Here is a 12,035-nt window from a genome sequence, read left to right as displayed (position 1 = left end):
GCTGTTGTAAAGAGACATCCGGTATCCCATGCTGACCTACTCCACAGAAGACACCCTTGAAAAGAGCCGGAGATTTCTCCCCGGCGGAGTCGCATCCGTAAACCGTATCGCAGAACCAGACCTCATCTTTGTCCGCGGCAGCGGCGCACATATGTGGGACAGCGAAGGCAAGCGGTATATCGACTACCACGCTGCTTTTGGCCCACACATCCTTGGGCACAATGATCCCCACGTTAATAGCTCCGTCGCTCGTGCCCTCGAGCAGCACCAGAGCCTCTACGGTAGTGGCACCACATCGCTTGAAGCGCGTCTCGCAGAGATGATCTGTGGATGTGCTCCGTTCATTGAATCCGTTGCACTGCTCAACACTGGCAGCGAAGCCACCTACCAAGCGCTTCGTCTCGCCCGCGCCGCCACCGGCCGCGACCACATTATCGTCATGCAGGGGGGCTATAACGGATGGCACAACGACGTTGCCTGCAACCTGGCAACTCCTCTAGCTGAACTTGGGCCGCGCATTACTGGAGAGTATAGGTTCCATCCCATCAGCGCAGGCATACCCGCTGCACACAGCCAGCTCGTACACCCCGTCAACTTCAATGACCTTGAGTCGGTTCGTCTCATTGCACAACAATATCCGATTGCAGCAATCATCCTGGAACCTATTCTGCAGAACATAGGAGTTGTGAAGCCCGCACCGGGGTATCTGCAAGGTCTTCGCAAGCTTGCAACCGAAGCCGGTTTCCTGCTGATCTTCGACGAAGTAAAGACTGGCTTCCGTCATTCCCTCGGCGGCTACGCCTCACTTGCCGGAGTCGCCCCTGATCTTGCTGTATACGGCAAAGCCATTGCGAACGGCTACCCTATCGCCGCGGTCGGGGGAGCAAAACGCTTCCTCGATCTGTTTGTTCACCCCGATCCAGCACGTCGTGTCCTACTCGCTGGAACGTACAACGGACACCCCATCCCGACCGCTGCCGCTATCGCAACGATTGAGCGCCTGCGGGAGAATGATGGCGAAGTCTACACCAGGCTCGAGCAGATGGGTGAGTGGTTGCAAACTGAAATTGAAGCCATCGCGCAACATCATGGTCTTCCCCTGCTGGTCGAGCGGCAAGGCTCTGCGTTCTGTCTTTACCTGATGGACCACGCTCCACGCGATTGGCACGATCTCGCTGCGCACCACGATTTCACCAGGGACAAATTGCTTCGCATGCGTCTTATTCAAGAAGGCATCTATACTTTTCCTGTCCCCGCAAAACAGTGGTCCATCTCTGCGGCTCATACACAGCAGGACCTCGAACAAACTGTTCGCGTTCTGCACAACGTGCTACCCTCTTCCATCAAACCCTGAGAGTATCCCTTGTTCGTAATATCTGCATCAGAACAGCTCCTGAAGCCTGCCGATAGTCGGGAGAGCCAGCACTGTATCTTCAGGAAGGCATCTTTCTGCATTTCGCTTTTCCTTGTCCTTCTTCCTGGTGTTCGAGCGCAATCGAACCCCATGGACAAGGAGGACGCGAAGCGCGGAAATGATAAATATCAGCAGTCCTGCGCCATTTGTCACGGCACGGACGCGAGAGGCGGCTCTGGCTCCAGCCTTATCGACTCCTCTCTTGTACGTCACGATGTCGATGGAAACCTCATCGGCCCAGTCATCATGGAAGGCCGCACCAGCAAGGGTATGCCAGCATACCCGACCTTCACGCAGGGTCAGATATCGGACATTGCAGCATTTCTCCACGCACGGATTGAAGTGACCAACAGCGTCGAGTCTTCTGGCCCCGTCGGCGGTTATCAGCTTAAAAAGCTGCTTACGGGAAACGTCGAGGCCGGCAAACGTTACTTCAACGGCGAAGGAGGATGCGCAAGATGCCACTCCCCACAGAAAGACCTCGCAGGTATCGCGAGCAAATACTCCCCCGTCGAACTTGAGTCGCGCTTTCTCTATCCTCCGGTTGATCTCCGGACAGCTACCATCACGCTGCCGTCAAATAAAACAATCACCGGCAGGCTGGTTCATCTCGACGCATTTTATGTGGCGATCATCGCTGGCACAGGATGGTATCGCTCCTGGCCGCTCAACACCGTCAAGGTAGAAGTTAAAGATCCGCTCGACGGCCATATGGAGCTCCTCCACAAGTACACGAACAAGGATATTCATGATGTTTTTTCGTATTTGGAAACACTCAAGTAGCGCGGCTGCAGTCTGCCTCGTGCTCTACGCTTCCCTGGCGCTCTCAGCCCAGACCCCTGAACCGGATATCTCGCTATCTCCCGTAGCCAATTCGTGGCCCACTTACAACGGCGATTACTCCGGTCGCCGCTATAGCTCGCTTGCGCAGATCAATCAAAGCAACGTCCACTCTCTGCAACTTGCTTGGGCCTTTCAAACACACGCTGCAACGCTCAAATCCACTCCGCTTCAGATTGGTAGCATCCTCTACTTCACCGTACCTGACATCGTCTGGGCTGTGGACGCAAAGACCGGCCAAAAAATTTGGGATTTCCGCCGCCCCTCAGAGGGAGACCATCTTGGCCAGAGAGGCGTCGCCTACTACAACGGCCGCATTTACTTCGGTACACCGGATGCCCACCTGATCTGTCTCGATGCGCGCAATGGCAACAAACTCTGGGACGTTGAAATAGCCGACGTGAAATTTGGCTACTACCTCAGCATCGCACCGCTCATCGTCAAAGGCCGCATCATCCTCGGAACCTCCGGCGATGAAGCAGACGTTCCTCACTTCATCGAAGCGCGTGATTGGGAGACAGGCAAGCTTGTCTGGAAGACCTTCGCACTTCCCCAACCCGGCGATCCCGCTGCCAAAACCTGGCCCAATGAAAAGTCGATGTCTCGTGGCGGCGGAGCGATGTGGATTACCGGAACCTATGATCCCGATCTCAACCTGCTTTACTGGGGCTCCGGCAACCCACATCCGGTTCTGGCTGGCGTTGGCCGTGCGGGAGCCAATCTTTACACCAGTTGCATTCTCGCCCTCAATCCTGACACGGGTGCAATCGTCTGGTCGTTCCAGGCCTCACCGCATGACACGCACGATTGGGACGCCGTCGAAACGCCGGTCCTCTTCGATGCTGACTTTCACGGCAAACCGCGCAAGCTCATCGCGCAGGCAAGCAGAAACGGATACTTCTTCGTTCTCGACCGTAAGACCGGCGAGAATCTTCTCTCGCAGCCCTACGTCAAAATCAACTTTTCGAAAGGCGTCGACGCCAAAGGTAGCCCCATTCCCGATCCTGCAACGGAGCCCCAGCCGGACGGAGCACTTGTCGAAGGCGCTGCGGACGGAGCCACCAACTGGATGTCGCCCAGCTACGATCCTCAGACGAAACTCTTCTACGTCAACGCACAAGAAGGCTACGGCTATTGGTATCTTGCGCTCGGCCCCAATGGTCTTCCCGAAGACCACCAGGGTGGCGGTTCGCAGTCTCTCATCTCGACATCGGTTCTACTCGCACTGGACTATCAAACAGGAAAGGTCCGCTGGCAGCGCGAGAGTGGTATCGGCCTTGGCACACCAGGCATCCTCACCACGGCAGGCCATCTGCTCTTCACCGGAGACATCTCGGGCAATCTTCTTGCACTTGATCCAGAGAACGGTACGGTGCTCTGGCACACACGCGGCGGTGGCTCACTCAGTAATGCTCCGATGACCTACCAACTCAACGGCAGACAATATGTTCTGACAGGAGTTGATGGCGTCTTGTATGCCTGGAGCCTGCCGTCAAACTAGTCCTGAGCTGAGATACTGAGATTCAGATGCAACTGACGCGGCAATCTAGCCGAAGTGATCACCCCTCAACCGTCATCTTTTACGGCTGGTGGATTGTTGTAGTCGCATTCATCAACCTCTTCTTCGCTGTGGGGATGATCTACTATGGTTTCCCCGTCTTCTACCCTTCCCTTTCCACCTCACTAGGATTCACCCGCGCCCAGGTAACGCAGGGCTTTCTGATTGGATTCATCGCCGCGGGCATTCCTTTCAGCCTCGTCACAGGAGCAATCATCGACCGCATCGGCACCCGGCGCGTCATACTCTCGGGTGTCGGGCTCATTGGTGTTCCGCTTATTCTCATGGGCTGCATGACCCGCCTTTGGCAGTACGAGATTCTCTGTGTGCTCGAAGTAATGGGTTACACACTCACCGGGCCCATTGCCAACCAGGTTCTCATTACTCAATGGTTCCGGGTTCACCGTGGCCGTGCCATGGGCTACGCTTACCTGGGCCTTGGGCTCGGCGGCGTTATCGCTCCTATCTCAGCCAATATTCTGATCCACAACTTTGGCTGGCGTCACGCCATTGAGATTGCAGGAGTCATTTCGCTCTTTGTCCTCACTCCCATCAACTTATTTGTCACGCGCTCTGCACCAGCCGACCTTGGCCTCTTCCCCGACGGCAACAATTACATCGAAGAGGCGAAATCAACAGATAAGTCGACTGGAGCCCTTGCATCGATTCGCACTCGCAACTTCTGGCTCATTCTCATCGGGGCCACGCTCGTCATCGGAGCCATCAACGCCATTATTCAGCATTTCATCTTCTTCCTCACAGACCAGGGCTACTCGAAAGCCGAAGCTTCACAACTACTCTCAGCACTGCTCGCCTCGAGCCTGGGAGGCCGCGTCCTTATCGGCTATATCGTCGATCGCTTCCAGAAGAAGAACACCATGGCTCTCTTCTATCTCGTCATCGGCGGCGCAATCCCTATTCTCTTCTTAGCCCACCAGCCCGCAGCCGCCTGGAGTTTCGCCATTATCTTCGGCTTCGCCGTAGGGGCTGACTATATGCTTATTCCTCTGGTGACGGCTGAATGCTTCGGCATCTCCTCGCTCGGTAAGCTACTGGCCATCCTCATCATGGGCTATTCTGCCGGACAGTGGATTGCACCATGGCTTGCAGGCCGCCTCTTCGACAAACTCCACAACTACAACTATGCCTGGACCATCATGGCTGAGGCTGGTATCGTCGGGGCCGCCGCAATCTACGCTGTCACCGTTCCTGACTCCAAACTCGCTCGTTCTACTGGGAAAGAGCCCCTTGCACGGTAGCTCTGCTTAGAAGCTCGCATTCAATCGAAAATATGCGCTCCGCCCGGGCCCGATCGCATTCCCTGAAAACAGCCCACCAAAATCAATTACGTTCAGACGATTGTTCAAATTCTCTCCATCTGCCTGAAATCTGATATCTGCGCGCTCGCTGTGATAGACGACCAGCATGAGCGATGCATTCACGGCGAGCGAAGGCTTGACGCGTCCACGCTCAAAATTTAGCCTATCGACCACTTCTGGGCCATACTGTGCCAATGCCTCCGCTTCTGTGCCACCGTATTCGAACGGGAGCCCAGATCCTGACGACAACCCGCTTGCCACACTCAAGTGGGAGCTCACTTTGTACTCGAATCTCGTCCGTATCGTGTTCCGCTGATCTTGCGAATCAGGGAAATGCCCCACACCGCTGAGTACCTGATCAACGTCGTCTCCAAGAAACAGTCCTCCTGTAACCGGGAACCATACATTTCCCACGATGTACGAGTAACTCGCAAAGCCCGACAGCTTTCCTACATGAACTAGCTCCAGCTTTCCTTCCAGACCATATAAGACAGCTTTGTCGAAGGAGATCGGATAACTCACTCCCGTATTCAATAACTGGTCATCATCTGCATAGTTACGGAAGTCCCTACGAAAAACGTTCGCATCGAACCGCAGCCTATCGCCGAAGGCCTTTTCCATGCCGCCTTCATAGTAGTTCCCTCTCGAAGGCTTCACCGGAAGATGTAACACATTGGCACTTAACTGGCTAATTGCAGAAGAGCTGGAGATGAGAATATTTTCATTCGAAGGCGTCTGAAATATCCGATCGTATGAGAAATGCAACACTACCTTCGGAGCGAGCAGATAATATGCAACCGACCATCGGGGACTGAACGCATGTTCGTTCAGCAGCAACTGGTAGTGGTCCCAACGCAGCCCAGCGCTTACGGTCCAGTTGCCCAGCCTGATCAGGTCTTCCACAAACGCGGCCTGCTCCAGATCAGGTCTGCTCTGCACAAAGTCAAGTTTGCCCGGCGTGTCTTCATCAAACTGCGACGGATCAGTGATGTCGTAATGAAAGTTCTCATGTAGAAAGGTATTGTCAGTTTCGAAGCCTGCTTTCCACTCCTGCCTCTCGCGATGAACTGAAATCGCCCCCTTCACGTAGCCTTCGCGAAAGTGGTTGTCCTGAAATGCCAGAATAGGCGTAGAGAGCGGATTTGAGCTAAGACCGTTTTCCTTGCTCCGAACCATCCCATCGAGATTCCCCAGCACGTTTACAGAGAGAAGATGCTGGTAATCGACTGCCACCATGGTTTCAGAGTTGTCCCCGCGCTGGAGCTGCCCTGCCTGCTGTTGCACCAGCTCATTTGGGATCTCAAATTGTGACAACTCATGCCGTACGCTCAAAGCAAAATGATCGCTCTGTGCCACCTCCCTTGCATAGCGGAGTGAAAAATCTCCAGTCGCTCCGTGGTTCGTGTAGTTCTCTGGAACAACGGGGTTGAGGTAATGATTCGTCATGCTGCCAGACGCAGTCACAGTTAGCGCATTCTTTCCCCATACATCCTGCACCTGCCCAAACGACTCTGCTGTCTGGTAGCTCCCTCCTGACAGAATCAGTTGTCCGTGAAGGCCAGCCAGCGCGTTCCGCTGTGTATTCAGCTCGACTACACCGCCCATTTTGCGTCCGTACTCTGCCGGGATACCCGCCGTATAAATATTGATGGACTCCAGATCATTCGCATCAATCTCCGGCCCGAAGCTCGGTGAACGGTTATCTGTCAGCGGTATTCCATCCACTACAAATTGCGTTTGATACTCCGAACCACGGGGATGCAATACCGCATTGCCTTCATACAACCATCCTGGCTGCGTGTTCACTAGGTCCTGCACCGAACGGCCCGGCAGGGACGCTACCCGGTCTCGAATCTGCTCCCGGCCAATCTGCATGACCGACGAAGGACGATACGGATCTAGCAATGTATTCTCAATATCCACCGTCACTGACGCAGACACCGGGGCAATCTTCAGCTCGATCCGATACCTTACCGGAATTTCTGACCGAATATTCAGCGTTGCCGAAGCCGAGGAAAAGCCCGTCCCTTTCGCCAATATTTGGTAAACACCGAAGTGAAGATCGTGAATGAAAAGATTGCCACCGGCATCCGTAGCAAACTCTTGCTTGTACTGATTTGCTTCGCTAACGACTTCAACTGTGGACTTCAAACCAAGCCCGGCCGAATCCGTAATGCTTAGAACTAACACGCCTGTACTTGCTTGCCCCCACGCAGGGCCAGCAAACATTAAAGACGCGGCAATGATTGCAATGAGGAAAACTTTCCACATCGCTCCGGCACCTCTCATTTCACCCACAGTCTTCCATTAAATCTTTACGTACCACTGCTTCTTATCCATAAACCATGCCAGAAAATACATCAGCATCATATACGCTATGGCGTACATCAAGGATGAGGTTGCAGGCCGCGCCAGCCCCTCAAAGGTCGCGTGAAAGATTCGCTCGTGCAGTGAAACGCCCCCCGCGGGGACGCTGTACAGCACAGCAGAAAGCAACTCGGAAACCATATAGATAGCGAGTGCATTCTTTCCAAACGCCAGCAACGGTGCGATCCTCCATTTCACCTTCACCCCATCCAAACACCACAGGAACATCGCGAAGATTACGAAATCCATCCCCGCCATAAATAGGCAGAAGGAGTCTGTCCAAAGCTTCTTGTTGATCGGCATCCATAGTTCAAGAAACACGCCAGCGGCAAGCAACGCATTGCCTAGAAAAAACAGCCACACAACGCGCTCGGTGACCGTCTTCTTCAAGGCCAGCATGCGTCCAGCGATCATGCCGAAGATTGTTGTGCCGATTGCAGGCAGAGTACTGACAATTCCCTCCGGATCCCACGTCCCCGTCCCCGCATAGTTATGCCGTCCCAGCACAATACGATCAACGTAGTGCGCCAGATTCCCCTCAACGCTGAAGTTCCCCGCTCCAAACCCGGGCACGGGAATCAGCTTCATCGCCAGCCAGTACGCCAGCAGGATTCCACAGAGCCACAGAATCTGCGTTCGAAGGCGCGCTGTAAGATAAAGTGCCGTCCCCGCCAGATAGCAGATCGCAATGCGCTGCAACACCCCGAGCCACCGGAGCGTCGCAAAACTGAAGCTCGGAATCGCATAGATCAACAACCCAAGCAGATACAGAATTAGTGCCCGCCGACAGGCTTGCGCAAAGATCGTCCGCTTCGCAACTCCCCGCTCCAGACGCTTGCCAAGAGACAATGTAATCGCTACGCCAACAATCCATAGAAACGAAGGAAACACCACATCCGTGATGGTCCATCCATGCCATGGCGAGTGGTCAAGCGGTCTATAGATCGCCAAGCTCCCCGGATTGCTCACCAACACCATGAACGCCATAGTCAGGCCGCGGAACGCATCCAGCGAGGTCAACCGCTGAGACTTTCCCAGGTCGAGACATGCCTGCTCTTTCACCATAGTTCCCATGCTTGCTCCGTGAGGTTGGTCATCGTTCCATCAATTCTTCTGCCCGTCCCAGCCTGTCAGCGCTTCATAACGCCTCAGATACTCTTGCTTGTACTGCTTCACAGCGTCCGTATAACTGGCTGGATAGTCTTTGGGCAGCGGAAGCCTCTGCCACCTCAGATTCACCTGCTCGACTCCTACTGGAATCACGATGGCACCAGCCGTCACAGGCAGCGTCCTTCCGTTCGCTGTTGCATGCGCGGTCTCGCGGTTCACAAACCACGGCAGATGCATCACGACCTTCCCCGGAGCATGCTGCCCACTGCGATCGATCGAGAGCCGCAACACTGCTGTCGTGTCCGTCGTCGACTCCAACCGAAATCCCACTGTACCGAAGTATGTGGCCGCTCGTTCCACCGAAATCGTCTTCCCAGCGCCCACCCATTCAGGCGACACAGCAGACAGCAAATGAAGCGTATCGCCATCTTCGCGCACCATCATGTTGCGCAGCATGTTTCTGTACTCCACCGCCATCCATCCATGCGGAGCAAGATTGCCGCTGAAGTCCCGGTCGCCCCACGGCCTTATCGAGTACTCAAAGCCTGCGTTCGTCGAGCTGGTATGCAGCAGCACCGCGTACATCTCGCGGATAGCCTGGTCCTGCTCCCCACGAATCAGCTCCGTCAACGTGTTCTTGATCGTCAAATAGTGGTGCAGATACACACCCTGGTCTGGCTGATGATATGTGATCAACCCCTCCTGATAGTGCGCCTGTGTCGCCCGCAACGTCGCCGTCACCTTCGGATCGAATGGAGACAACTGTTGCTCTGGAGTCAGGGCCAGCAGGTTTCCCCAGTCTGTTCCCTCTGTGCCACCATTCAGTGTAGGAGGAATATACCCTCCCGTCGTTGCGGTCACCTCGTCCAGCCGCTTCATAAATGAAGCATGCAGTTCACTCTCAAGCCTGCGGAATCGCGCTTCGTCCTGCGGGTGATTCAAGTCATGTGCGAGCAACACAGCCGCCTGTAGACCGTCCAGCGCCAGAAAGTTATATCCCGTCAAATGGCCGGGCACAAACTCGTTGTCACGCACATCTGTCGCAGGAACCAGATGCATCGGGTCCAATGCAATGGCTCCCTGAAGCCAATCCACGGCACGCACTACGCGCGGATACACCTCCTCCGCAAAAGCCTTGTCGTGCGTCATCCGATAGTGTTCACCGTAGGTCCACAGCGCCTGGCCCCATCCGTCGTATTGCCCTGGTTGCGAAAGAAAGTTTCCGTCTACCTGCTGCTTGGTGGCGAAGAAGTCCACCACGTGACCCGCTATCTTCGTGTAGCCAGACGTATCGTACATACGCACGAAATCAGTGGAGTCTCGCAGGTAAAATCCGTGGTAATGCAGCTGATTAATCGTCTGCACATAGTCATCCCCAACTTTATTCAGAGACATGAGATCGTTGACCAGGCTCGTCTTGAAGGTCTGGTTCACCTTGTCTTCCGGTGTCTCGATGTCAATACCCTGGGCAATGATCCCGTTCCAAAACTCGCGCACCTTCGCGCGGCGATCGTCGAAGCTCGCCCGCTCCACTGCGTCGAACTCGGAACCAGCCTTCGCCACTGGCTCCAAAGGCATTTTGAAGTCCAGGACTTTCTCAGCTCCGGCGGGAACTGCAACTTCATATTCCGCAGTAGCCACCGGAGTCGTCGGTGTCGCCGTCATCTTCGTGTTGAGCTGCGCGATGTGATTGTAGTAATCGTTCAGCGCAGGCCGAAACTGCGGCTTCGGCTGCTGCGGAAAGAAATAGATAGCCCTGTCATCCTGGAGCATCGCATCCCCTTCCGTCGTGTACACCGCATTCGGGCGGAATGCATCACCGGGCTGTTGATAGGCGCCTGGGTGATCTCCCTTCACTGGCCTTCGAAAGCGGTTGTCACCGGATGAAAACGGCGTCGTCTGCTCTCCTTGATACCGCCACGCCGTCGTGAGGAAACCATGCCTCTCGTTCGTTCCCGGATTATGGATGGTGACACGGATAAAGTTCACCACCTGCCCGCCCATTTGTTCCGTCCCGAGCGAAGCAGCAAACACCGTAAAGCGATACTCGAGCCCATCATGCGCCACCGTATAGTGCACAATCGGCAGATGACCATCTTCGAGCGTCCGCACGCGGGCCGAGATCGGCGTCCTGTCGATGCCGACGTAGAACATCAGCTCCCCGTAGCCTGTATAGAGAAATCCCTCCGGAGTTATCTCAGTGCCGGCCGTCGCATGCATGACGCCGATCTGGTCCGTTGGTCGGCTTGCATAAGAAAATGGCTCACCCGGCTTGTCGATAGACGGCGAAACCATCCGCGGGATATCGGCCCCCGGAGGCAGCAATGGGATCGTATCCTGTGCCCACGCATATTTCACTCCCGCCAGCAGCAACGCACCTGTCAACATCGCAGTCTTCATTCGAACCTCCGGACCTTTGCCCTTCAGAAACCCCAGTCTAAACACGTCTCTTCCTCGTGTTCTTATGTGTAGAACATGTTCTACTATTCCTATATATGGACTGTCAATCATGAATGAGCCCAATACTCGTCTAATTTCGGGCTTGAACGTTGCCGCTAATCCCCATTGCCACATCGGGGAGAATCCGCTCTGGAATCCTATCGACCGCAAGCTCTACTGGTGCGATGTTCCTCGCGCTCGCCTCTACCGCTTCGACCCCGAAACCAGGTTCACCGAACTCATCCGCGATGCAGATAATTCACTCGGAGGAGCATTCCTGGGTGGCTTCACCATCCAACAGAACGGATCGCTCCTTCTCTTCCTGGCCAACGGCCGCATCGACCGCTGGACCTCCACTTCGAGTGAAATCCTCATCGCGCCCCATCCCACGCACGATGGCATGCGCTTCAACGACGTCATTGCAGACCCCATCGGTCGCGTCTTTTGCGGAACCTTATCGCTAGACGGCAGTCACTCGGGTAATCTCTTTCGCCTCGAACTTGACGGGACACTTACCCCGGTCCTTAGTGGTGTGCTTTGCTCGAATGGCCTTGCCTTCAGCCGCGATGGTCTCCACCTCTATCACACTGACTCACTGCGTCGTTCCATCACGCGCTTCGACTACGACATCTCCTCTGGCGCTCTTTCCCGCCCAATCCCTTGGATTACAACTAACGAACAGGACGGCATGCCCGACGGCATCACAGTCGACGCCGACGATCATCTCTGGTCCGCCCAATGGGGAGCAGGTTGTGTGATTCGCTTCGACCCCAGTGGCCAAGAGCAGCTCCGCATTACACTGCCTGTCAGCCACGTCTCGAGCATTACCTTTGGCGGCGAGCAAATGCGCACTCTATTCATTACCACCGCTACCACGGAGCATCCGCATCAGCACCCGCTGGATGGCGCTCTCTTCATGGCGCATTCAGCTGCTCAAGGTGTCCCTGAGCTTCCCTCTCGAATCGCTTGATGAGCTCGGTTCACATGT

At 55.1% G+C, this 12,035-nt stretch carries 8 protein-coding genes; 5 read left to right on the top strand and 3 right to left on the bottom strand.

Annotated elements, in window-relative coordinates; translation table 11 throughout:
• Positions 1-28: 28 nt before the first annotated feature.
• From IEX36_RS01340 to IEX36_RS01325, 4 genes are all read left to right on the top strand, one after another.
• Complete coding sequence (locus tag IEX36_RS01340; RefSeq protein ID WP_188757571.1) at positions 29-1,354, top strand: aspartate aminotransferase family protein; 1,326 nt, start codon at positions 29-31, stop codon at positions 1,352-1,354.
• A gap of 150 nt (positions 1,355-1,504) precedes the next feature.
• On the top strand, positions 1,505-2,197 hold the full coding sequence (locus IEX36_RS01335; protein ID WP_188757570.1) for a c-type cytochrome: 693 nt from the start codon (positions 1,505-1,507) through the stop codon (positions 2,195-2,197).
• 19 nt (positions 2,198-2,216) lie between these two features.
• Positions 2,217-3,755 (top strand): acido-empty-quinoprotein group A, encoded by a 1,539-nt coding sequence (locus IEX36_RS01330; protein WP_229668609.1) that lies wholly within the window; start codon positions 2,217-2,219, stop codon positions 3,753-3,755.
• 26 nt (positions 3,756-3,781) lie between these two features.
• Positions 3,782-5,071, top strand: a complete 1,290-nt coding sequence (locus IEX36_RS01325; RefSeq protein ID WP_188757568.1) for an MFS transporter — start codon at positions 3,782-3,784, stop codon at positions 5,069-5,071.
• A 6-nt stretch (positions 5,072-5,077) separates the two neighbouring features.
• Here the strand turns inward: IEX36_RS01325 and IEX36_RS01320 are convergent, their stop codons facing one another.
• From IEX36_RS01320 to IEX36_RS01310, 3 genes are all read right to left on the bottom strand, one after another.
• Positions 5,078-7,321, bottom strand: a complete 2,244-nt coding sequence (locus IEX36_RS01320; RefSeq protein ID WP_229668608.1) for a TonB-dependent receptor plug domain-containing protein — start codon at positions 7,319-7,321, stop codon at positions 5,078-5,080.
• A gap of 117 nt (positions 7,322-7,438) precedes the next feature.
• A complete protein-coding gene (locus IEX36_RS01315) occupies positions 7,439-8,572 on the bottom strand; it encodes an acyltransferase family protein (protein WP_229668607.1) in 1,134 nt (377 codons plus the stop codon).
• A 30-nt stretch (positions 8,573-8,602) separates the two neighbouring features.
• The gene (locus IEX36_RS01310) at positions 8,603-11,008 is read right to left on the bottom strand and encodes a hypothetical protein (protein ID WP_188757567.1); all 2,406 of its coding nucleotides are present in this window, start codon (positions 11,006-11,008) and stop codon (positions 8,603-8,605) included.
• A 109-nt stretch (positions 11,009-11,117) separates the two neighbouring features.
• Between IEX36_RS01310 and IEX36_RS01305 the strand changes: the two genes are divergently transcribed.
• On the top strand, positions 11,118-12,017 hold the full coding sequence (locus tag IEX36_RS01305; protein WP_188757566.1) for an SMP-30/gluconolactonase/LRE family protein: 900 nt from the start codon (positions 11,118-11,120) through the stop codon (positions 12,015-12,017).
• Positions 12,018-12,035: the final 18 nt, after the last annotated feature.

It is taken from the genome of Edaphobacter acidisoli, from assembly GCF_014642855.1.
In the GTDB taxonomy this organism is placed as follows: Bacteria; Acidobacteriota; Terriglobia; order Terriglobales; family Acidobacteriaceae; genus Edaphobacter; species Edaphobacter acidisoli.
The sequence above is the reverse complement of the archived record's forward strand: the minus strand, read 5'-3'. Positions and strand labels throughout refer to the sequence as shown.

Excerpts from the sequence above, each read along its gene's own strand:
- IEX36_RS01340 (WP_188757571.1), top strand. The coding sequence starts at position 29 with ATGCTGACCTACTCCACAGAAGACACCCTTGAAAAGAGCCGGAGATTT.
- IEX36_RS01335 (WP_188757570.1), top strand. The coding sequence starts at position 1,505 with ATGGACAAGGAGGACGCGAAGCGCGGAAATGATAAATATCAGCAGTCC.
- IEX36_RS01325 (WP_188757568.1), top strand. The coding sequence starts at position 3,782 with ATGCAACTGACGCGGCAATCTAGCCGAAGTGATCACCCCTCAACCGTC.
- IEX36_RS01315 (WP_229668607.1), bottom strand. The coding sequence starts at position 8,572 with ATGGGAACTATGGTGAAAGAGCAGGCATGTCTCGACCTGGGAAAGTCT.
- IEX36_RS01310 (WP_188757567.1), bottom strand. The coding sequence starts at position 11,008 with ATGAAGACTGCGATGTTGACAGGTGCGTTGCTGCTGGCGGGAGTGAAA.
- IEX36_RS01305 (WP_188757566.1), top strand. The coding sequence starts at position 11,118 with ATGAATGAGCCCAATACTCGTCTAATTTCGGGCTTGAACGTTGCCGCT.